We start from the raw sequence: 21,981 nt of genomic DNA, 5'->3' as shown, positions 1-21,981 counted from the left end.
ACCGGTATCGCGCACACAAGCCCTGCCCTTACTGAACCGGGCTCGAGTGTTTTACCTACGGGGCGGAGGGATGGTGCCCTCCGTCGTGACATCGGGGACACGGAGCGGGGCGAGCGTATTTTCCGGAAGCGCCCTCAGGGTGCCCGAAGCGAAGCGAGGGCGGGTTCCCTGCGACGGCGCGGAGGAAATATACGGAGCACCGCCTCCAGAACAAACACAAGTCAGCTGAGGAGTACCGCCCCTCTAACCAAAACCAAAAAAGTTAAACACAAAAGCCCTTAGCTCGAAAGCTAAGGGCTTCATCTGTGCGCGATACTGGGATCGAACCAGTGACCTCTTCCGTGTCAGGGAAGCGCGCTACCGCTGCGCCAATCGCGCTCACAAAACAGTTGTTTTGTTGCGAGGTGAGGACGGGATTCGAACCCGCGTACACGGCTTTGCAGGCCGCTGCCTAACCACTCGACCACCTCACCGCATACGCTCCCCCGAGGGGAACGCGTTCGAACTCTTGGAGTCCTTACGAGCGGTTGACGAGACTTGAACTCGCGACATCCACCTTGGCAAGGTGGTGCTCTACCAACTGAGCTACAACCGCATATCAGCGTATTCAATTTGAATCATTCCGTTGGAGTTTTTCGCTCCGTCGTGCTGACAGGTAAATACTATACGGGGTTTTTGAGTGTTTGCCAAATCCTTCGCACAACACCCCGCGTTCCGCGAAATTCCGGGCTAAAACAGGGCATTTTGACTCATTTTCGACGGGGGTCAACAAAATTTATTTTCATGGTGCCGGTCACATTTATACATTTCGAGGCCGGAGCCGTTCTGCCCTCACCAACACTCGATGCGGAACACTCGCGGAAAATTCTGTCACCTCGAAAAACTTCTGCGGGGCGCGTAAAAGGGGCGAGGAACCAATTTTGATTCCCCGCCCCTCCCCTATGAAAACCGCAGCAACGAAAATATCAGGCTGGTTTTTCTAGGACTCGTTCCTTTCTAGGCTTCGTCAAAGAAGAGCCGCTCGTAGACCTTGCGGGCGTTGCGGGTCTGGCGCAGGTAGTCCTCTTCGAGGGCGCGGGCGCTGCCGGCGGGGTATCCGCACCAGCGCGCGATGGCCTCAAGGTCGGCGCGACCGGAGGGCAGGGTGTCGGATTGGCGCACGCCGCGTAGCACGTTGCCGCCGCGAATCTTCGTGGCGAGCAACCATGCGCCGCTGAGCACCTCGGCGTCCTCGGCGGCGACCAGGCCCGCCTCGACCGCCGCATCCAGCGCCTTCAGCGTGGAGGTGGTGCGCAGACCCGGCACCGTGTGCGCGTGCCGCAGCTGCAGCAGCTGCACGAGCCACTCAACGTCCGACAGGCCGCCGCGGCCCAGCTTGAGCTGGCGGGTGCGGTCGGCACCGTGAGGCATGCGTTCGTTCTCCACGCGCGCCTTCATGCGGCGAATCTGCTGCACCTGCTCGGGCGTGAAGGTTGCCGCCGGGTAGCGGTACGGGTCGATGAGCTCCACGAAGGCCTCGCCGAGCTGTGGGTCGCCGCCGATGGGGCGGGCGCGGGTGAGCGCCTGGAACTCCCAGGTTTCGGCCCAACGCTCGTAGTAGGAGCGGTAGGAGTCCAACGATCGCACGATGGCACCCTGCTTGCCTTCGGGGCGCAGGTCGGCGTCCACTTCGAGGGGGCGTTCGGCGCGAATCGGGGGCTTGACGGGCTGCTTGAGCAGGGCGAGGGTGCGGTTCACGATGCGCGCGGCCTGTTCCTGCGCGGCGTCCTCGTCGACCCCTTCGAGAGGTTCGTGTACGAACATGACGTCCGCGTCGGACCCGAAGCCGTTCTCGGCCCCGCCCAGGCGACCCATGCCGATGATGGCGATGCGAGTGAGTAGTTGCTCCCCCGCCGTCTCCCCGGCTTCGGATTCTTCCGCGGTGCTCTGGAGTTCACGCAGGGCAATCTGCAGCGCCGCACCGATTGTGCACTCGTCGATGGCGGCAAGACCGGCGCAGGTGTCCTCAACGTCGACGATGCCCAGGGTCCAGCCCATGGCGGTGCGCAGGGTTTCGCGGCGGCGCAGGTAGCGCACGGCGCGCATCGCCTCGGCGGCGTCCGCGTGGCGTGCCAGCAGGGAGGAAATCTCGGAGGCGAGCGCTTCCTCCCCCAGCGGTTTGAGGTCGGCAACCTTGTCCAGCCAGGCGATGGAGGCGGAGGCATCCTCGAGCAGGTCGGTCATGGGGCGCGAGCTGGAGAGTAGCTGGCTGAGGCGCTCAGCGGCGGCCGGCGAGTCGCGGAGCATACGCAGGTACCAGCTGGTGCTACCGAGCGACTCGGAGACGATACGGAATCCGAGCAGGCCGGCGTCCGCGTCCACACCGCGGGCGAACCAGCCCAGTAGCACGGGCATGAGGTGCCGCTGAATGTCTGCACTGCGGGAAAGTCCCGTGGTGAGCGCCTTGATGTGGCGCATGGCGCCGCGCGGGTCGCGGTAGCCGAGGGCTGCGAGGCGGTCCTGTGCCGCCTGTTCGCTGAGCACCACTTCGTCGCGGCTAAGTGTGGAGACGGCGGCGAGCAGCGGGCGGAAGAAGATCCGCTCGTGCAGTGAACGGACGTTCCGTTTAATTTTCTGCCATGCCTTGAGCATCTGCTCGGCGGAGAGCGTGCCGTTGCGTTCCGGAGAGAGAATCGAGCGGGCCAGGGCGCGCTGTTCAGCTTCCTTCTCGGGCATCAGGTGGGTGCGGCGCAGCTGCTGCAGCTGGATGCGGTGCTCCAGCACGCGCAGCTTCTTGTAATCGCGGCTGAACGCCTCGGCGTCGGTGCGGCTGATGTAGCTGACCGCCGTCAGCGCTGCGAGAGAGTCCACCGTGGACTTGGTGCGCACCGCGGGGTCGGTGCGGCCGTGCACGAGCTGCAGCAGCTGCACGGTGAACTCGATATCGCGCAGGCCGCCCGGGCCCAGCTTAATCTGGCGGTCCACCTGGTGCGAGGGGATATTGTCGGTCACGCGGGCTCGCATGGCCTGCACGGATTCCACGAAGGATTCACGGGCGGCAGACTCCCAGACGAAGGGGTCAATCGCACGGGCGTAGCGGGCACCCAGCTGCGCCGAACCGGCGATGGGACGCGCCTTGAGAAGCGCCTGGAACTCCCAGTTTTCGGCCCAGCGCTTGTAGTACTGCACGTAGGATTCGACGGTGCGAACGAGCGGGCCGTCCTTGCCCTCGGGTCGCAGGTTCGCGTCGACCTCCCAGAGGGCGGGCTCGGGCGCGGGGCCCATGATGGCGCGGGTGAGGGCGTGCACGAGTTCCGTGCCGATGGTGGAACATTCGTTCTCGGTGAGCTTGAGCGGGGCCGGTTCCCCGTCTGCCCCGGCGCTGGGTGCGGTGCCAGCGGCGGCGGGTTCCACGGGCGCAACCACGTACACCACGTCAACGTCGGAGATGTAGTTCAGCTCGCGGGCACCGCACTTGCCCATGCCGATAATAGCCAGGTCCAGGGCGTCCACGGCCTCACCGCGGCGAGGAGCCGCCAGGCCCGGGCCCAGCCCCTCCGCCACCTCGGTGCGCGCGATGGCGAGCGCACCCTCCAGCGCGGCGGCGGCCAAATCGGCGAGGTGGCGGCCGATGGTCGGCATCATCTCTACCGGGTCTTCGCAGCACACGTCAATCATGGCGATGCGCGCTAGGGCGGCCCGGTAGGCCACGCGCAGGGTCACGTAGCCGTCCTTGCCGGTCTGTTCGGCGGCCGCGCGCGGACGCTCCGCGTGCGGGTCGGCTCCGAGGGCGGTGAGGATATCGCGGCGGTAGGGGGTGTCCAGCGGCGCGATGGGGGTTAGGAATTCCCCGTCGGTCTCCGGCAGAATCGAGGCCGGATGCTGGGAGCGAATCAGAGCGCTCTCGGCCGGGTACACCTGCGTGTCGAAGAGCGGGTCGATGAGCTCGGGGCGGCGGTAGAGGAAATCACCAATCGCCTGGGAGGCGCCGAGTATGCGGTACATGCCGAATTCTTCTTCGCCGCGGTTGGCGCGCTCGGCCACTGCCGGGTGCTTCTCGATGAGGCGTACGAGGGCCGGTAGCGCGGTGTCCGGGGAGGGCGAGAGGCGCAGGCCGCTCAGGAGCGCATCCTGCGAGACCGAGGCCAGCTCGGGGGCGTTGAGCCAGCGTTCGGCTTTGGACGGGTCGTGGAAGCCCGCGGCAATCATGCGGGTGCGCAGGCGCAACTGGGCCTTGCGTTCGGCTTCGGCGCGCTGGGCTTCGTCGAGTACCTCGGGGGCGATATCGCTGATGGGTTTGGGTTCCTTGGCCGGGTCGACGATGCGAATCAGCCCGGTGGGCGGGTAGTGTGAGCTGTCAGTCATAGCGTGAGAACTGTGGGTAGAAATCCGTGGGGTGGGGAGTAAAGATTCGGCGGTAAAAAATCGGCGGTGAAGGTGAAGCTGCTAGGTGCGGCGGATAGGCCTGCGGGCGGTACCCGCCGGTATGTCACCGGTAGCGGGTACCGCCCTGATCCGTCAGCGATCGCTTTAGAGGATTCCGAGGTTGTACTTGAGCTCGTAGGGGGTCACCTGCGCCTGGTACAGATCCCAGTCGGCACGCTTGTTGCGCAGGAAGTGGTCGAAGACCTGCTCGCCCAGGACCTCCGCCATGAATTCGGATTCCTCGGTGATGTTAATGGCCTCGCGCAGGGATGCGGGCAGCGGGTTGTAGCCCATCGCGCGACGCTCGGCGTTAGTCATCGCGGCGAGGTCCTCGGTCACAGCGGGCATGAGCGGGTACTCGTTTTCGATACCCTTCAGACCGGCAGCCAGGATCACGGCGTAGGCCAGGTAGGGGTTGGAGGCCGAATCGAGACCGCGGTACTCGATGCGGGCGGACTGCATCTTGTTCGGCTTGTACAGGGGCACGCGCACGAGGGCGGAGCGGTTGTTGTGGCCCCAGGAGACGTAGGAGGGTGCCTCGCCGCCGCCCCAGAGGCGCTTGTAGGAGTTGATGAACTGGTTGGTCACCGAGGTGAACTCGGGGGCGTGCTTGAGGATTCCCGCGATAAAGTGGCGCGCGGTCTTGGAGAGCTGGTACTCGGCGCCGGCCTCGAAGAAGGCGTTGGTGTCGCCCTCGAAGAGGGAGAAGTGGGTGTGCATGCCGCTGCCGGCGTACTTGGTGAAGGGCTTGGGCATGAAGGTGGCGTACATGCCCTGCGAGTAGGCGACCTCCTTGATGACGGTGCGGAAGGTCATGACGTTGTCCGCGGTCTGCAGGGCGTCGGCGTGGCGCAGGTCGATTTCGTTCTGGCCGGGGCCGGTTTCATGGTGGCTGAATTCCACGGAGATGCCAACCTCTTCGAGCATAGTCACGGCCTTGCGGCGGAATTCCTGCACGATGCCGCCGGGGGTGTGGTCGAAGTAGGATTCATGGTCCACGGGCACGGGGAAGCCGTCTGCGCCGAGCTTGGAGGACTCCAGCAGGTAGAACTCGATTTCGGGCGAGGTGTAGCAGGTGAAGCCCATCTCGGCGGCCTTGTTGAGCACGCGCTTGAGCACGCCGCGAGTGTCAGAGGCGCTGACTTCGCCGTCGGGGGTGAGCACATCGCAGAACATGCGGGAGGTGATGTCTTCCTCACCACGCCAGGGCAGAATCTGGAAGGTGGAGGGATCGGGCTGCAGTAGCATGTCGGATTCGTAGACGCGGGAGAAACCCTCGATGGAGGAGCCGTCAAAGCCCAGGCCCTCGTCGAAGGCGCTTTCAACCTCGGCGGGTGCGAGCGCGACGGATTTAAGGGTTCCCACCACGTCGGTGAACCAGAGGCGGATAAAGCGGATGTCGCGTTCTTCGATGGTGCGCAGTACGAATTCCTGTTGGCGGTCCATGGGTGGCCTCTCGCTTGGGGTGCCGGTGCGTCGGGGCGCATCCTTGCGGGGTGCGAGCACCGGGTGTCTGTTCCTTGTCTCTCTAGCCTATCGGGTTCGGCGGTGTAAGGGGCGGGCGCGAGGTTTCGTTTGTGTAAATTCTCGTAGCGGGGCTCTCCAGTCAAGGCCCGGTGCCTCGTGCGCTCCCCTCCCCCGTTCGGCCCGTCTCTTCCGGTTTTCCCCTTCGGGGCTCGTCCGAAATACCGGCAAATGACCGTCCGCTCGGTGCCCCCACGTTCCCCTTGCCATAATGGACGTATGCTACATTCCCTTCCTCTCTCTTCAGTCGCGCAGATTCCGCTGGCGGCCGGCATCGTGGGTGCCGATCCCACCGGTTTAGAGTGGCTGTTGCTGGTCGCGGCACCGATTGTTTTCTTCGTCATCTACCTGGCCTGCCTCATGGTGATTGCCGCGTTTGGCCCGCTGGTCATGAGGAACAACAAGTCTGGCGGCACGACCTACCTGCTGGATCGGCCCTCCCGCATCGCGTTTAAAACTCGTACCGTGGCGCTGTTCGCGCTGATTGGTGCGGCCGTGGAGCTCTATTGGCTCGGTTACACGGGTCGCGTCGGGTCGAGCGCCGTGATCCCCATTGTTCTCTTCACCTGGTCGTGGAAGTTTGCGTTCTTCTTCCTGCCCCTTCAGCTGATTCGCTCCTGCTACGTGCAGGCGACGCGCGGCAAGTACGACGCGCTCTCGGCCGAGGGTGCTCAGCGCCGTGAGAAGCTGAACGGGAAAAGCGCCTACGCGGTGTCGAAAATGATTCAGCGCAACCCGCAGCAATTCGCGATGAACAAGGAGCTGCATACTCAGGCGCGCGCCCAAAAGATTGCGGCGGTGCGTCCTTTCCAGAATCTTGATGAGGCGGGCAAGAAGCGCCGCACGAACTACACGGTGGAGCTGGCGCTGGCTCAGATGCAGCTGCGCCAGATGAACCCCGGCAAGATTCCCTCGGAGGCCTTTGGTGAGAGCATCCTTGGCATCGGCACACCTGCCTATTCGCCGAAGTCGGTGGAGCAGACCTGGCTGACGCTGTGCACGGAGCGAGTGAACGCGGTGGATGCGCCGAGCTACCCAGATTCTCTGTACCCGGTATCGGCCCGTTTCTCGCTGTTTACCACGATGTCGCTGCTGCAGCCGCTGATGGGCCGCCCCTATTCGCCCTTTGCCGCCGAGGACGCCCGCCGTTTTACCCCGCGCGATTTCTCCGCCGACACTGTGCGCCTGAAGGCCGGGGAGCTGGGCCAGAAGGCCCTGGCGCAGAGCGCGATTTTCCGGCAGATTCACGAGTGCCTTCTGCCGCTGCATCAGCAGCAGCCCCAGCTGGTGGATCGCCGTGCTTCGGCCTATTGTGGTGCCCTACTGCTGAGCGTGGCGAGGGCTGAAGCGGAGAGTCAGCGCTTGACGGCCCAGGTGCTGGCGGCGGTGGCCTCGGAGCGAGGCGTGCTGCCCTACGGTCTGTTCTCGCAGGTAGCCGAAGACTACCAGCGTGTTCAGCGCCTACTGAATCTGATGGTGAAGGCTACGGCCGACGTTCAGCGCTTCGTGAATTCCGTGGACGCCCTCGTGCAGCTTTACGCGCAGTCGGCGCGGCCCTCCGGCATGGCCCACGAGAAGGCACAGAAGGAGTACATCGCCGCCCTTCTGGACGTTATTGTCTTCTCATCGCACGCCCCGCTGGCCGGTTCGATTCAGGCATCTTACGCCCTGCTGAAGGCAGACTATGAGGCATTTACGTTCAACAGTTCGGATGAGCTGAGCCGCAGCTACTGGTTGCAGTACTCGAAGAACGCGGTGAGCGCCTGCGATAAGGGCCTCTCTCAGGGCTACGAGGGGTTCTTCGGTCCGGAGGATGAAGCATTGAAGGCGTGGGAATCGTACGCCGCGGACGTGGTGCAGGAGGTCTGCACCTACTCGGTCATGCAGGTCTACTGGGATGCCATGGTGCAGCAGGCGCTCCTTCAGCGCGATTTGCCGCGCGAGTTCGAGGAGGCCGCCCTCACCATTCCGGAGCTTCTGCGCAAGAACACGAATGCGTCGTTCCCGACCTACTACATCAACCTCATCTGGAACTAGGCGTGGTTCCTGCACGGTGAGCGGTACGCTAGGTTGAGGCCGCGCAGGGTTAGAATAGTCAGCATGACTACTGAGCGTTCTTCCGAGATCTCTTCGCCCTATGCGGCACAGCCTGCCGTTACCTCCGCATCCGCCCCTGCTGCTTCCGGCGCGCAGAAGCCTTTTGACCTCGATACCGTCAAGAAGGTGCGCACCGTGCACCTGGCGCAGGCGAAGGCGACCGGGCAGAAATTCTCCATGCTGACTTGTTACGACGCTCTGACCGCGCAGGTCTTTGACCGCGCCGGCATCGAGATGCTTCTGGTGGGTGATTCCGCGGCGAACGTGGTGCTCGGTTACGAATCGACCCTGACCATTACCCTGGACGAAATGATTCCGCTGGCTGCGGCGGTTTCTCGCGGTGCCTCCCGCGCCATGGTGGTTGCCGACCTGCCGTTTGGCTCCTACGAGCAGTCGCCGCAGCAGGCGGTGGCGAGCGCGGTTCGCCTCATGAAGGAGGGCGGCGCGCACGCGGTCAAGATTGAGGCGGATGCCTCGATGACCGAGTGGGTTCGCGCCCTGGTGCGTACCGGTATTCCGGTGGTGGCGCATGTTGGTTTCACCCCGCAGTCGGAGCACGCCCTGGGCGGCTTCCGCGTGCAGGGTCGTGGTGAGGCCGCCGAGCGCGTCCTTGCGGATGCCGTTGCTCTGGCTGAGGCCGGCGCGTTCTGCGTGCTCATGGAGATGGTGACCGCGGAGGTTGCGCGCCGCGTGGATGAGGCCGTGGGCGCGGTGCCGACTATCGGCATCGGTGCGTCGAACGTGACGACCGGTCAGGTGCTGGTCTGGCAGGACATGATGGGCCTGCGCGAGGGCCGCGTGCCGCGCTTCGTGAAGCAGTTCGCGCAGATCGGCAAGGTCATGGAGGACGCCGCCCGCGCCTACCGCGATCAGGTGCGTTCGGGCGAGTTCCCGGCGGCCGAGCACACCTTTGAGTAGGCTTGAGGTTTAAAAAAGCTTTGGAAGAACGACCCCCGTACCCGGTGTTTCCGGGTTCGGGGGTCTTCTGCTAGGTGCAAGTACTCGGGACGTTCAAGAACCCGAGCGCTTGAGGGGGTGGAGCTGCGTTTTAGAGCAGGCCGCCGTCCTTGTCCCACGCCTCGTTGCGTTCGCGGGCGCGGTCCATGGCGTGTGCCGCCTCCTCGTAGGTCTTGAAGGGGCCCCAGAGGGAGGTCACGGCGCTCTGCTGGCCGCGCTCAACCTCACCGGTGGCGAGGTTGTACCAGTACTCTTCGCCCCGGGGGCTGGTAGCTTCGGTGGCGGCGTTCAGGGTCTTTTCGACTGCCGATTCGATGGCTTCGCCCAGGTGGTTCTTGCTCATGGTGCTCCTTCGACGGTATTGAGTCAGTATGTCTAGCATCTCACACGCGTACGCGTGTAGCAACGAGGCAGGGGCGGCCTCACGCACCGCGCTTCCATGGCCTCTCCCGAGTTCCCTGTCCCGGCGCCTACAGCCGTGAAATTTTATTCACAATCTGGGAAAAAGGTACGGGTTTCGGTTCGCCCGATTTTCCGCGTCCCCGCACCGGACAGATACCCCCTAAGCCCGGTAAGATGAAGCTATGTCTTCAACCAAAAAGAATACTTCGCACAACCTGCCCGCCGAACCCGGTCACGCACCCGTCGGTTGCCTGACCCCCGGACGCGTCAGCCCGATGCGCCCGGTCCCCTCGCACATTGTTCGCCCCGAGTACGTGGGTAAGCCCACCGCCAACGAGGGTAACGACTCGAACATGTACACCCCCGAGGAAGTTGAGCGGGTCCGCGCCGCCGGCAAGATTGCCGCCGGCGCCATCGTTGAAGCATCCAAGATTTGCGTGCCCGGCACCACCACCGACGAGATTGACGTGCTGGTCCACGAGTACATCTGCGATCACGGCGCCTACCCCTCGACCGTGGATTACCGCGGCTACCCCAAGTCCGTGTGCACCTCCCTGAACGAGGTCATCTGCCACGGTATTCCGGACACCACGGTGTTGGAGGACGGCGATATCCTCAACCTGGACGTGACCGCGTACCTGGACGGCATGCACGGCGATACCAACAAGACCCTGCTCATCGGCAACGTGGACGAGGAGTCCCGACTGCTGGTCGAACGCACCGAGGAGGCTCTCAACCGCGCGATTAAGGCTGTGAAGCCCGGCCGCCAGGTGAACGTCATCGGCCGCGTCATCGAGAAGTACGCCGCCCGCTTCGGTTACGGTGTTGTCCGCGACTACACCGGTCACGGCGTGGGTCGTGAGTTCCACTCGGGCCTCATCATCCCCCACTACGATGCGGCCCCCGCCTACGACACCGAGATTCGCGAGGGCATGATTTTCACCATCGAGCCCATGCTCACCCTCGGCACCATCCAGTGGGATCTGTGGGATGACGACTGGACCGTCGTCACCCGCGACCGCAAGCGCACCGCCCAGTTTGAGCACACCCTCGTGGTGACCGCCGACGGCGCGGATATCCTGACCCTCCCCTAGGTCAGCCCAGTTCTTTCGGCGAACGCGCCGAATCGATTCATTATCACTCGTTATCACAGACACGTGCCTCCGCGAGCGCGGAGGACAGAAAGGGAAATCATGGCTAACTACGCCGAGCCCGGCGTCATCACCGAGCTGCCCGCCCCCACCCCCAAGGACCTGCAGATTGGTGTGGACATTGGAGGCACCGGCATTAAGGGCGGCATCGTTGACCTGCGCACCGGCGACCTCGTGTCCGACCGCTTCCGCATCGACACCCCCAAGCCCGCAACCCCCGAGGCTGTGGCTGAGGTCGTACGCCGCGTAGTCGATGAGCTGCAGAGCCGCGACCTGGCACCGGATCCCGAGTCGGCCGTCGGCATCGACTTCCCCGCAGTGGTGAAGAACGGCATGGTTTTCTCCGCAGCGAACGTGGACGACTCCTGGATTAACACCGACCTGGAGCAGGTCATGAGCGAGGCGCTGGGCGGCCGCACCGTCTACGGCCTCAACGACGCTGACGCAGCCGGTCTGGCTGAGGCAACCTACGGTCAGGGCCGTAACCGTGACGGCCTGATCGCTGTCATCACCCTGGGTACCGGCATCGGCTCCGCCCTCATCAACGACGGCGTGCTGATCCCGAACACCGAGCTGGGTCACCTGGAGATTGACGGCCACAACGCCGAGTCTCAGGCTTCTGCCCGCGCCCGCGAGGTGCACGAGCTGTCCTGGAAGAAGTACGGCAAGCGCCTGTACCGCTACTTCGAGCACGTTCAGATGCTCTTCTCCCCCGACCTGTTCATCATTGGCGGCGGCATCTCCAAGAACCCGGAGAAGTTCATGCCCTACTTTGAGGATCAGATTCGTACCCCCATGGTCATGGCTGCCCTGCGTAACAACGCGGGTATTGTGGGTGCCGCGCTGTGGGCCGGCGGTATGCTGCCCGAGCGTAAGCGCCGCGGCGAGGCGTAAGGTCTCCTCAACCCACCCGCGGCCGCGTCAGAGCCGCGGCGAAGCATAAGAGTTTGCTTCCTGCTATCCGCCTCGGATAGCGCTTCACATACGTACAGAAGGGGCCGCCTTCCGAATCATTCGGAAGGCGGCCCCTTCTGTTGCGTCTCTTGAAGTCTCGGCGCTACTCTGCGCTACGGGTTAATGCGGTCCTCACGCAGACGGGCAATTGCCTCTTCAAAGTCCTCAAGGTTCTCGAAGGCCTGGTACACGCTCGCGAAACGCAGGTAGGCGACCGCGTCCAGCTTCGACAGCGGCTCCAGAATGGTCAGGCCCACCTCGTGAGCGTTAATTTCCGCCAGGCCGCGGGCACGAATCAGCTCCTCGACCTCCTGGGCCAGCTTGGCGAGGTCGTCCTCCCCCACGGGGCGGCCCTGGCAGGCCTTGCGCACGCCGGCGGCAATCTTGGAGCGGTCGAAGGGCTCGGTCACGCCCGAACGCTTAATCACCGAAATGGTGGTGGTTTCGACCGTGGTAAAGCGGCGAGCGCAGGAGGTGCACTGACGGCGGCGGCGGATGGCGGCGCCGTCATCGGTGGTGCGGGAGTCGACAACGCGCGAATCGGTGTGCTTGCAATAGGGGCAGTACATGCGTTTCTCCTTGGCTGGGCGCTCGGTGTGGCGCCCGTATATACAGCGCTCAAGAATATTTATACCCATTCTAACGCGATAGACGGCGGATGAGCCGAATAGTGACGTTGAATATACGCAAATATACGCTCAGGGTGGACTCCAACGTTTAAGAACGTTCGGAATCCGCCCTGAGCGTTGCCCGCCCCTCGCGGAGGTCTTCTTCTTTTAGCGACGAATACAGCTCGGACCGAAAATCGTCTTGATCTCGCCGAAGAGGCTCGGGTTCGGTTCCACGCGCACGCTCGAGTCCAGCAGCACCAGCTGTTCTTTATCGCGGGTACGGATGAGCATGCGCACGTCCGCGGTACCCTTGTGGTCGCGCAGGGTCTCCTTCAGCTCGCGCAGCTTCGCCTCGGTCACCAGGTACTCGGGCACCGCAATCGTGATGGGTGCGGCTCGGCCGTCATCGCTGATTTCCAGGATCTGCAGTTCCTGGGCGCTCATGTTCACGCTACCGTCGTCGCGGCGCTGCACGCGGCCACGAATCGAGCAGATGAGATCGTCCGCCAGGGCGGCCCCCATCGTCTCGTAGGCGCGGGAGAAGAACATGACCGTGATGGTCGCGCCCGAGGGGTCCTCCAGCTCCACGGAGGCGTACTGGTTACCGCTGGACTTGGCGATGCGGCGCGAAACGCCGGTGAGCATGCCGGCAATCGTGACGGTTTCGCCGTCGCGCACGTGCGAGTCCTCGCTGATGATGTCGTGCACCGAGTGCGAGGCGGCATCCGAGAGGGCACGCTCCAGGCCGCGCAGCGGGTGATCCGAAACGTACAGGCCCAGCATGTCGCGCTCGAAGTTCAGCTTCTCGCGGCGATCCCATTCGGGCACGTCCGGGATGGTCACGGTCAGCTCGTCGCCCAGGGCGTCGTCCATGCCGAGAGAGCCGAAGAGGTCGAACTGGCCCGCCGCCTCCTTGCGCTTGACGGCCACGGCCGCATCCACCGCCGCCTCGTGAATGAGGGACAGCGAGCGGCGGGTGTGACCCAGGTCGTCGAAGGCGCCCGCCTTGATGAGCGACTCGATGGTGCGCTTATTGCACACCTGCAGCGGCACCTTCTTCAGGAAGTCGTTGAAGGACTCGTAGCGGCCCTTCTCCTCGCGGGCGGCGACCATGCCCTCGACCACGTTCGCGCCCACGTTGCGGATTGCGCCCATGCCGAAGCGGATATCCTCACCCACGGGGGTGAAGGTCAGGGCGGATTCGTTGACGTCCGGGGCGAGCACGGTGATGCCCATGGCGCGGCACTCGTTCAGGTACAGCGCGAGCTTGTCCTTGTTATCGCCCACGCTGGTCAGCAGCGCGGCCATGTACTCCTGCGGGTAGTGCGCCTTCAGGTAGGCCGTCCAGTAAGACACCAGGCCGTATGCGGCGGTGTGCGCCTTGTTGAACGCGTAGTCCGAGAAGGGCAGCAGAATATCCCAGAGGGCCTTCACGGCGCCCTCGGAGTAGCCGTTAGAAATCATGCCGTCGTGGAAGGTGGCGTACTGCTTATCCAGCTCCGCCTTCTTCTTCTTACCCATCGCACGGCGCAGCAGGTCTGCCTCACCGAGCGTGTAGTTCGCGACCTTCTGGGCAATCGCCATCACCTGCTCCTGATACACGATCAGGCCGTAGGTGGTGTCGAGGATGTCCTTGAGCGGCTCGGCCAGCTCGGGGTGAATCGGCTCGATCTCTTGCTTGCCGTTCTTACGCAGCGCGTAGTTGGTGTGCGAGTTCGCACCCATCGGGCCGGGTCGGTAGAGCGCGAGCACTGCCGAAATGTGCTCGAATTCCTCGGGCTCCATGAGCTTGAGCAGCGCGCGCATGGGGCCGCCGTCGAGCTGGAACACGCCGAGGGTGTCGCCTCGGGCCAGCAGACGGTAGGATTCCGGATCGTCCAGCGAGAGGGACTCCAGCTCCAGGTCGATGCCTCGGTTGTTCTTAATGTTCTCGATGGCATCGGAAATAATCGTCAGGTTACGCAGACCCAGGAAGTCCATCTTGATCAGGCCCAGGCCCTCGCAGGTGGGGTAATCGAACTGGGTGATGACCTGGCCGTCAGCCTCGCGGCGCATCACGGGAATCACGTCCACCAGGTTCTTGCTGGACATAATCACGCCCGCGGCGTGCACGCCCCACTGACGCTTCAGGCCCTCCAAGCCCTTCGCGGTTTCGAACACCTGGCCGTAAACCTTATCGACCGGATCCTCGATGAGGGCGCGTAGGTCGGCGGCCTCGGCGTAGCGCTTATCCTCTTCGTTGTACACGTTCGCCAGGGCGATGTTCTTGCCCATGACGTCCGGCGGCATCGCCTTGGTCAGGCGCTCGCCTACCGAGTACGGCTGGTCCATCACGCGGGAGGCGTCCTTAAGCGCCTGCTTCGCCTTAATGGTGCCGAAGGTGACGATCTGCGCGACCTTGTCCTCGCCGTACTTATCGGTCACATAGTCGATGACCTCGCCGCGGCGACGATCGTCGAAGTCCACATCGAAGTCGGGCATGGAGACGCGGTCGGGGTTAAGGAATCGCTCGAAAATCAGGTCGTGGTCGAGCGGGTTCAGCTCGGTGATGCGCATCGCGTACGCCACCATCGAGCCCGCACCCGAACCACGGCCAGGGCCCACGCGAATACCGTTGCGCTTGGCCCAGTTGATGAAGTCCGCCACGACCAGGAAGTAGCCGGGGAAGCCCATGGAGGTAATGACCCCCACCTCGTACTCGGCCTGCTTGCGCACCCTATCGGGAATACCCTGCGGGAATCGGTAGTGCAGGCCCTTCTCGACCTCCTTCACGAACCAGGATTCCTCGTTCTCGCCCTCGGGCACGGGGAAGTTCGGCATGTAGTTTGCCTTGGTGTTGAACTCCACGTTGCAGCGCTCGGCAATTTCGAGGGTGTTCTCGCAGGCGCCGGGAATGTCACCAAAAATGGAGTACATTTCCTCGGGCGAGCGCAGGTAGAAGTTATCCGCGTCGAACTTGAAGCGCTTGGGGTCGGTCAGGGTCGATCCGGACTGCACGCACAGCAGCGCCGCGTGGGCGGTGTGGTCTTCCTGCCGGGTGTAGTGCAGGTCGTTGGTGGCCACGTAAGGCAGGTTCAGCTGCTTGGCCAGGCGGTGCAAATCCTCCTGCACGTTGCGTTCAATGTCGAGGCCGTGGTCCATGACCTCGCAGTAGAAGTTGTCCTTGCCGAAGATATCGCGGAAGTCGCTGGCGGCCTGCAGCGCCTCATCGAACTGGCCCAGGCGCAGGCGGGTCTGAATCTCGCCGGAGGGGCAGCCGGTGGTTGCAATCAGTCCCTTCGAGTAGGTCTGCAGCACCTCGCGGTCCATGCGCGGCTTGTACAGCTGCCCCTCGAGCGAGGCGAGGGAGGAGGCACGGAACAGATTGTGCATGCCCTCGGTGGTTTCGGCCCACATGGTCATGTGGGTGTAGGCGCCACCGCCGGACACGTCATCGCGCGAGCCATCGCCCCAGCGCACGCGGGAGCGGTCGGTGCGGTGCGTGCCGGGGGTCAGGTACGCCTCCACGCCGATGATGGGCTTAATGTCGTGGGCCTTGGCCTGGCGCCAGAAGTCGAAGGCGCCGAAGAGGAAGCCGTGGTCGCTGGTAGCCATGGAACTCATGCCCAGCTCCTTGGCGTAGCTGAAGAGGTCGCCCAGGCGCGCGGCACCGTCCAGCATGGAGTACTCGGTGTGCACGTGCAGGTGCGCAAAGTCTTTGGTTGCCACGGATATCTCCTGAAGGTGTGGGGGGTGTTCCGACCGATTCGTTTGACGGTCGGCGGGGCGGGGCGGTCCCGGGGTAAGCCGTGCGGCCCCGGGGTAAGCCGTGCGGCCCCGGGGTGAGCCGTGCGGCCCCGGGGCCCGGACGGCTCTCTGACTGAGCTAGGTATGCGGTACCTACCCGAGCTGCACGCGGCCCTCGCGCAGGGCGTCAAGCGCGTAGGCCAAATCCAGCGGGTACTCGCTGGTGAAGCTCACACGCTCACCGGTGGCAGGGTGGTCGAAGCTGAGGCGGTGGGCGTGCAACCACTGGCGGGTCAGGCCCAGCTCGGCGCTGAAGCGCGGGTCGGCACCGTAGGTCAGGTCGCCGCAGCAGGGGTGACGCATCGCCGAGAAGTGCACGCGAATCTGGTGGGTTCGTCCGGTCTCCAGGTGCACCTCCACGAGGGAGGCCGGGCCGAAGGCCTCGATGACGTCGTAGTGGGTGATGGAGTTACGGCCGCCCTCAACCACCGCGAACTTCCATTCGTTGCCGGGGTGACGGCCAATCGGCGCGTCAATCGTGCCGCGCAGCGGATCGGGCAGGCCCTGCACCAGCGTGTGGTAAATCTTGTCGACCGTGCGTTCCTTGAAGGCGCGCTTGAGCTCGGTGTAGGCGCGCTCGCTGCGGGCCACGACCATCAGGCCGCTCGTGCCCACGTCCAGGCGGTGCACGATGCCCTGGCGTTCGGCCGCGCCAGAGGTGGCCACGGAGATGCCCTCCCCCATCAGCGCGGAAATCACGGTGGGGCCGTGCCAGCCGGGTGAGGGGTGCGCCGCCACGCCGGCGGGCTTATCCACCACGACGATATCGTCGTCCAGGTACACGATGCCGAAGCCGTCCACCTTCTCGGGTCGAATATCGGCCAGGTCGCGCGGCGCGGGGGCGTCCACGACGACCAAATCTCCGGCGGAGAGCTTGTAGGATTTGCCGACCTTCACGGCACGCCCACCGTTGGTGATGCTCACGTGCCCGTCGCGAATCCACCCGGAGGTGCGGGTGCGGGGCGCGTCGAGGGCTCCGGCGAGGGCAGCGTCCAGGCGTATGCCGGCCAGGGCGTCCTCAACGGTGAATTCGGCGCTGATGCGCTCCGCGGTGGTTTCCTCGCTCATGATTCTCTCCTCGCGCTGCGGTCTGTGCTGTGGTCTATGCTGTGGGTTGGCGGTCTGTGCTGTACGTCGTGACGTACCGTTAGGCGCCGGTGTCCTCGCCGTCGGCTTCCGCGCTCTTTAGGGTCTTAGCCTTCTTCGAGGCGCTCTCCTGCGGAGCCTTCGTGCCGTTGAGGTTCAGGCCCATGAAGTTTAGGAGCACGACGAGCGCCATGCACACGCAAATCGCCGAGTCCGCAACGTTGAAGATGGCGAAGTTCGGTACCGAGATGAAGTCAACCACGTGCCCGGAACCGAAGCCGGGCTCGCGGAAGAGGCGGTCAAAGAGGTTGCCGCAGATGCCGCCGAGCAGGCCGCCCAACGCGAGGGTCCAGGACAGTGAGCGCGTGCGGCGCAGCAGGTAGAGCACCACAATCGCGGCGGCCACCATGACGAGGGTAAAAATCCAGGTCACGTTCTCGCCCATGCTGAACGCGGCCCCCGAGTTGCGAATCGAGTACCACCACAGCAGCCCGTCGATCACGGTGATGCGCTCCCCCAGCTGCATCTGGGTGACGACCAGGTACTTGGTGCCCTGGTCGATGGCGAACACGACGGCGGCGAGCACCAGGGCGCTCAGCCAGGCGGTGCGTCCGCTCAGGATGCGCGATGCGCGGCCGGTGCTCTCGGTAGCGGTTTCCGCGGTGCGTACGGGGGCCGAGGATTCAGCGTGATTCGGGGTGGTGGGCAAGGCTCTCCTCGGGTCGTGTGAATAGTGGCGCCGACAGCGGGGCGGTCCCCGCGACGACGCACTACGGTGCCCCTCTAGCTTAGCAAATGAGGGGAAATTCTCGTGCCCCGCTCGTCGCCTCGCGAACGGGGTCCACGGGGTTTCCGAGCCCTCCCGAGAGCGCAAAATACCGCCCGGTTCCTTATCCGCGGCTTAGGCTGAACCCGGCAAAACGGGCCGATAAGAATCCGGACGGTAGCGCCCCTCGGCGGGGTCGCGCGGTGCTTTAGGCGGAAGCCTCGATGGACTTGAGGTTCTTCAGCTCCTCCACCTGGTTGTTCAGGTGGTCCAGCAGCTTGGTGCGGTAACGGCTCTCGAAGCCGCGCAGTGCCTCCACGGCAATCTCCAGCTCTTCCTTCTCGTCGGTCAGGCGGGCCAGAACCTCTTCGCGCTGCTGGCGAGCCTCGCTCACGAGGGCGTCGGCCTTCTTCTCTGCCTCGTCCAACAGCTCGGCCTTGGCCTTTTCGCCCTGGGCCACGTAGTCGTCGTGCACCTTCTGGGCCATGGCCAGCAGGGCTGCGGCGTCCTGGGCGCCGGCGGCGGAGGGAGCCTCCTGGGAGACGGCGGCGGCCGGGGATGCGGGAGCCGAGACGGAGAGCTGCTCCACCTGGCGCTCCAGGGCGTCGCGCTCGGAGTACAGGGCACGCAGCTCAACGACGAGCTCGTCCAGGAAGTCGTCGACCTCGTTGCGGTCGTAACCGGACTCCTCGGTCACGATCTTAAAGCTCTTCGTAATCAGGTCTTCGGGGGTGATGGCCATGTGGCTTCTCCTCTAGTACGGGTTGGGTTCGAAGTTGAGTGCGCCGATGGGGCAACCCGGCGGGAGCGTTCGGCCCCCGCATCGGGCGCGGTGTGCCGCATCGCGCAGACAGTCGTTGGCACCCATTTTACTATCATTGGACCTCGGCTCCGGGGTTTCTGTCGTACAGACAACAAAATATACGCATGGCGCAACGGCCCCGACCCCCGCTCCCCCGGAGCGTTTGCGCACGTCCGTGGCCTATTAAGCGCGTGTATCCCGTTAAACGTGTGCGCCCCGCAGAATGTTGAGTAACATTCCGCGGGGCGCATCCAGGCTCCGATCGTTAGGAGAATCGGGCGGTCAGGCTCATCATGGGGCCCAACAGCATCGAGACGACCACAATCAGGATCAGAAAACCGGTATCCAGCGCGACGTTGCCCACGCGCACCGGGGGAATCACTCGGCGCAACTTCTCCATGGGCCAGTCCGTCACAGCGTAAACGGCGCTTGCACACAGCAGGGCAATCCCCTTGGGACGCCAGCCGGGTGCGAACATGCGTACCCAGTCGAAGAGCATGCGCAGCAGCATGAAGACGTAGAACAGGTACAGCGCAATCGTCACGAGAGCGAAAAGATAACCCATTAATCAGTCCTTAGCCCTGGTCGAAGGGGAATTCACCCTCGGAGTTGAAGTCTGCGGCGTTCTCGGAGTTGGCGACGCCCAGCACCTCGAGGTTGGAGGGGGTCAGCAGGAAGACCTTCGAGGTCACGCGCTCGATGCGACCCTCCAGCGCGAAGGCCAGACCGGAGGCGAAGTCCACCAGGCGCTTGGCGTCGGCGTCCGGCATTTCCTCGACGTTCATAATCACGGGGATGTTCTCGCGGAACGCCTCACCGATAATCTTTGCGTCATTGTAGGAGCGGGGGTGGATAGTGGTGATACGACGCAATTCGTCCTCTTCTTCCTCGTAACCGTAGGTGTATCCGTTGGTCTCTTCGGGCTCGTAGCCCTGGTCGTAGTAGCCGTCGTTCGAGTAGGTGTCGGCGTACTGCTCGGTGTATTCGGTGTTCGGCACCGGGGCGTCCTCCCAATGGTCTGCGGGTTCGCTCGCGGGCTCGTACCGGGGCTCATCGCCTCGGCGATCCTCGCGGGGTTCCTCCGCCTCGTCTGTGGTTTCGGGTGTGTACGGGTGTGCGACTGCGGGCGCACCGTGCTTGGATGCGGTGTGCTCCCCCAGCGAGCGGTCTCGCGCGGCGCGGTCGTCGGCTCGAGGCTCTTCGGCGCGGGCCTCTACACGGTGGGCCTCCGCGCGGTGGTGCTCCCCGCCGCGACCCGACTGCTCGTGGGAGCGGGGCTCCTCGGGCGCGGTATCCGCGGTATTGGAGTCCTGGGCGTCAGAGTCCTTGGCGTTGTAGGGCTCCAGGCCGAGGAAACCCGCCAGGCGGCTTTGCTTCGGCATGTTTCTCTCGCTTCGCTAGGGTACAGGGACAGGCTACTGAACGCGGGCGGCCGCCTGTTGCGGCGGTGCCTCTCGAGGAGCACCGCGGGCGGGCCCCTCGTTCAGAAGGTTCGGTCGCACGTCAAAACGTCGTGCACCGGCATGTATATATTACCAGCGTACGGGCTCTTCCAGCCGGTATAACAGCGTCCGGCTTCTCACAGCGCGGCATATCCGCCCGCCGCTTTAGCGTGCGGGGCGTCGGCCCATGATGTCGCTGCCCACGCGCACGCAGGTGGAGCCCCAGCGAACAGCCGCCTCCAGGTCGCCGCTCATGCCCGCCGAGATTTCGGTCGCGTGCGGCAGGTGCTCGCGCAGCCGGGCCGCCAATCCGTAAAGCTTCTCGAAAGCGGCGTCCGGGTCCGCATCCAGGGGTGCCACCGCCATTACGCCGGCGCACCGCAGGTTCGCGTGGTTCTCGATGCGTTCGGCCAGCTCCAGAAGCTCCGAGGCGCTCGTACCGCCTCGCGCTCCCTCGGCGGCGTGGCCGGCCGTCGCCTCCTCGGCCAGGGAGACCTGCACCAGGCAGTCCAGACCGCCGTTTTCCAGAGCCGCGGGGGCCTGCGCCTCCCCCGCCTCGTAGCGGGTCAGCTGGTTCGCGTAGGCCTTCGCCAGTGCATCGGCCAGGGAGGGGCGGTCCACCGAGTGAACGCTGGAGGCGTACTTCACCACGGACTTCGCCTTGTTGGTCTGCAGCTGACCGATAAACGCCCAGTGCGGGGGTTGTACCGCACGCTGCTCGCAGTAGGCGGCCAGCTCGCGGGCCTTCGCGCTGGCCTCCTGGTCGCGGTTCTCGCCGAAGAGGGTCACGCCGCCGTCCAGCAGGGCCGCCGCGTCGGAGGCCGGGAAGAATTTGGTCACCGTCACCAGGCGCACGGGCGCGCTCTGCTCGGTGCGCACCCCGCTGCGGTCCTGCTCCGCCGCTCGAATTCGCTCGAGTACCCGGCGGTAGTTCTGCAGCAGCTGCTCGGCGCGCTCGGGAGTGTACTTCAAATCCTGCGCTTCGACGTTCACGTCAGGTCCCTTCAGTTCAGACATTTTGTTCTCCTTCAGCGACTCTATTCGGCGGGTTCCGCCAGCTTCTCAACCCACACCAGACCCGCGATGCGCCCGGGCTTCTCGCCGCGATTCGTAAACCCGCGGTGCGAGTACACGCTCGGTTCCTCGTACGTGCAGCGGGCGCACTCCGTGGATACCTCCACTCCGGCGGCCTCCAGCACCGCGCGAGCGCCGGCCGGCAGGTCCAGACCCGGGGTGTTCGCGCCCGTCACCGAGTGAACCTGCGGGATCAGCTCGGTCGATTCGGCTCGCATCGCCTCGGGCACCTCGTAGCAGGCACCGCAGATGCTGGGGCCCAGCCACGCGGTGATGTGCGCAGCGCCCAGCTCCCGCATGCGCGCCACGGTGGTCTGCAGTACCCCGTCCAGCAGGCCGCGGCGGCCCGCGTGAGCCACCGCCAAAACGGGCACGGTCTTCTCATCCTCGACGGAACCGACCAGCACCACGGGGATGCAATCGGCCACCATAATCGCCAGCGGGCGACCCTCGACGCTCACCGCGGCATCGGCCACGGGGGCCAGCTTCGCGATGGCGCGGGCGCGCTCGACGGTGCGTTCTGCGGGGGTGCCCGGCGCGTAGGAGGCCGGGGCGTAGTCCTCGGGGCGGGCCACCTCAACGCCGTGCACCTGGTTCAGGTAGAAGAACGGTCCCGCACCCAGCGCCTCCTCGAGCGCCGCACGGTGGTTGAGGGTGCGCACCATGGAGGCATCCACGCCACCACCCAGCTCGTCGTCCACGTGCAGGCCCAGGTTCCCCGCCTCGCGGGAGGTAAACCCCACCCGCACGCGCCAGGGACCCAGGATGCGGGTGTCGGCGGTGGCCAGCAGCGGAGTTTTGGGGGCGTTGCTCATCATTATGTCTTTCTCGGGGCTGTACTGGGTGCTCGGAGCGAAAGCGGGTAGAGCGAAGGGGAGCTGAGAACAGTTGGACTATTCTCAGCTCCCCTCCATCAAAACCCTAC

16 protein-coding genes and 3 tRNA genes are annotated in these 21,981 nt (G+C 64.6%); 4 read left to right on the top strand and 15 right to left on the bottom strand.

Going from position 1 to position 21,981, the window contains the following annotated elements; genetic code table 11:
• Positions 1–306 precede the first annotated feature (306 nt).
• The 5 genes from HMPREF2630_RS07105 to glnA form a co-directional block, all read right to left on the bottom strand.
• Positions 307–378: transfer RNA gene (locus tag HMPREF2630_RS07105), tRNA-Val, on the bottom strand.
• 24 nt (positions 379–402) lie between these two features.
• Positions 403–473, bottom strand: a tRNA-Cys gene (locus tag HMPREF2630_RS07100).
• Between the two features lie 49 nt (positions 474–522).
• Positions 523–595 (bottom strand) — tRNA-Gly (locus tag HMPREF2630_RS07095).
• A gap of 401 nt (positions 596–996) precedes the next feature.
• Positions 997–4,344 carry a bifunctional [glutamine synthetase] adenylyltransferase/[glutamine synthetase]-adenylyl-L-tyrosine phosphorylase gene (locus tag HMPREF2630_RS07090; protein ID WP_210389023.1) on the bottom strand — a complete coding sequence of 1,116 codons (3,348 nt, stop codon included), beginning with the start codon at positions 4,342–4,344 and terminating at the stop codon, positions 997–999.
• Between the two features lie 165 nt (positions 4,345–4,509).
• Complete coding sequence (glnA, locus tag HMPREF2630_RS07085; protein WP_049343679.1) at positions 4,510–5,850, bottom strand: type I glutamate--ammonia ligase; 1,341 nt, start codon at positions 5,848–5,850, stop codon at positions 4,510–4,512.
• 297 nt (positions 5,851–6,147) lie between these two features.
• Here glnA and HMPREF2630_RS07080 point away from each other — a divergent pair, with 297 nt between their 5' ends.
• Together HMPREF2630_RS07080 and panB are read left to right on the top strand one after the other, a co-directional pair.
• Positions 6,148–7,965 (top strand): geranylgeranyl pyrophosphate synthase, encoded by a 1,818-nt coding sequence (locus HMPREF2630_RS07080; protein ID WP_070484136.1) that lies wholly within the window; start codon positions 6,148–6,150, stop codon positions 7,963–7,965.
• A gap of 63 nt (positions 7,966–8,028) precedes the next feature.
• Positions 8,029–8,943 carry a 3-methyl-2-oxobutanoate hydroxymethyltransferase gene (gene panB / locus HMPREF2630_RS07075; RefSeq protein ID WP_070484133.1) on the top strand — a complete coding sequence of 305 codons (915 nt, stop codon included), beginning with the start codon at positions 8,029–8,031 and terminating at the stop codon, positions 8,941–8,943.
• Positions 8,944–9,073: 130 nt separating this feature from the next.
• Here the strand turns inward: panB and HMPREF2630_RS07070 are convergent, their stop codons facing one another.
• On the bottom strand, positions 9,074–9,325 hold the full coding sequence (locus tag HMPREF2630_RS07070; RefSeq protein WP_080974937.1) for a hypothetical protein: 252 nt from the start codon (positions 9,323–9,325) through the stop codon (positions 9,074–9,076).
• Between the two features lie 241 nt (positions 9,326–9,566).
• Here HMPREF2630_RS07070 and map point away from each other — a divergent pair, with 241 nt between their 5' ends.
• Both map and ppgK read left to right on the top strand, forming a co-directional pair.
• Positions 9,567–10,478, top strand: a complete 912-nt coding sequence (map, locus tag HMPREF2630_RS07065) for a type I methionyl aminopeptidase (RefSeq protein WP_049332674.1) — start codon at positions 9,567–9,569, stop codon at positions 10,476–10,478.
• A 99-nt stretch (positions 10,479–10,577) separates the two neighbouring features.
• Positions 10,578–11,429, top strand: coding sequence for a polyphosphate--glucose phosphotransferase (ppgK, locus tag HMPREF2630_RS07060; RefSeq protein WP_049332673.1), 852 nt, complete (start codon positions 10,578–10,580; stop codon positions 11,427–11,429).
• Positions 11,430–11,602: 173 nt separating this feature from the next.
• On the opposite strand, the gene nrdR is transcribed toward ppgK, so the two are convergent.
• The 9 genes from nrdR to HMPREF2630_RS07015 form a co-directional block, all read right to left on the bottom strand.
• Entirely contained in the window at positions 11,603–12,058 is a 456-nt protein-coding gene (gene nrdR, locus HMPREF2630_RS07055) for a transcriptional regulator NrdR (RefSeq protein ID WP_049332672.1), read from the bottom strand.
• A 207-nt stretch (positions 12,059–12,265) separates the two neighbouring features.
• Positions 12,266–15,808 (bottom strand): DNA polymerase III subunit alpha, encoded by a 3,543-nt coding sequence (gene dnaE / locus HMPREF2630_RS07050; protein WP_049332671.1) that lies wholly within the window; start codon positions 15,806–15,808, stop codon positions 12,266–12,268.
• Between the two features lie 171 nt (positions 15,809–15,979).
• A complete protein-coding gene (locus tag HMPREF2630_RS07045) occupies positions 15,980–16,954 on the bottom strand; it encodes an RluA family pseudouridine synthase (RefSeq protein WP_049343687.1) in 975 nt (324 codons plus the stop codon).
• 79 nt (positions 16,955–17,033) lie between these two features.
• On the bottom strand, positions 17,034–17,681 hold the full coding sequence (lspA, locus tag HMPREF2630_RS07040; RefSeq protein WP_049343689.1) for a signal peptidase II: 648 nt from the start codon (positions 17,679–17,681) through the stop codon (positions 17,034–17,036).
• Between the two features lie 265 nt (positions 17,682–17,946).
• The gene (locus HMPREF2630_RS07035) at positions 17,947–18,480 is read right to left on the bottom strand and encodes a DivIVA domain-containing protein (protein ID WP_049346121.1); all 534 of its coding nucleotides are present in this window, start codon (positions 18,478–18,480) and stop codon (positions 17,947–17,949) included.
• A 325-nt stretch (positions 18,481–18,805) separates the two neighbouring features.
• Positions 18,806–19,105: a YggT family protein gene (locus tag HMPREF2630_RS07030; RefSeq protein WP_049332665.1), complete on the bottom strand. Its 300-nt coding sequence runs from the start codon at positions 19,103–19,105 to the stop codon at positions 18,806–18,808.
• A 10-nt stretch (positions 19,106–19,115) separates the two neighbouring features.
• Positions 19,116–19,922, bottom strand: a complete 807-nt coding sequence (locus tag HMPREF2630_RS09480) for a cell division protein SepF (RefSeq protein ID WP_049343693.1) — start codon at positions 19,920–19,922, stop codon at positions 19,116–19,118.
• Between the two features lie 225 nt (positions 19,923–20,147).
• On the bottom strand, positions 20,148–20,999 hold the full coding sequence (locus HMPREF2630_RS07020) for a YggS family pyridoxal phosphate-dependent enzyme (protein WP_049343695.1): 852 nt from the start codon (positions 20,997–20,999) through the stop codon (positions 20,148–20,150).
• 20 nt (positions 21,000–21,019) lie between these two features.
• Positions 21,020–21,871 carry a purine nucleoside phosphorylase YfiH/LACC1 family protein gene (locus tag HMPREF2630_RS07015; protein WP_049343705.1) on the bottom strand — a complete coding sequence of 284 codons (852 nt, stop codon included), beginning with the start codon at positions 21,869–21,871 and terminating at the stop codon, positions 21,020–21,022.
• Positions 21,872–21,981 lie beyond the last annotated feature (110 nt).

It is taken from the genome of Rothia sp. HMSC072B03 (assembly GCF_001809565.1).
GTDB lineage: Bacteria > Actinomycetota > Actinomycetes > Actinomycetales > Micrococcaceae > Rothia > Rothia mucilaginosa_A.
Note: the sequence above shows the minus strand (reverse complement) of the source record. Positions and strands in the feature narration are given on the sequence as shown.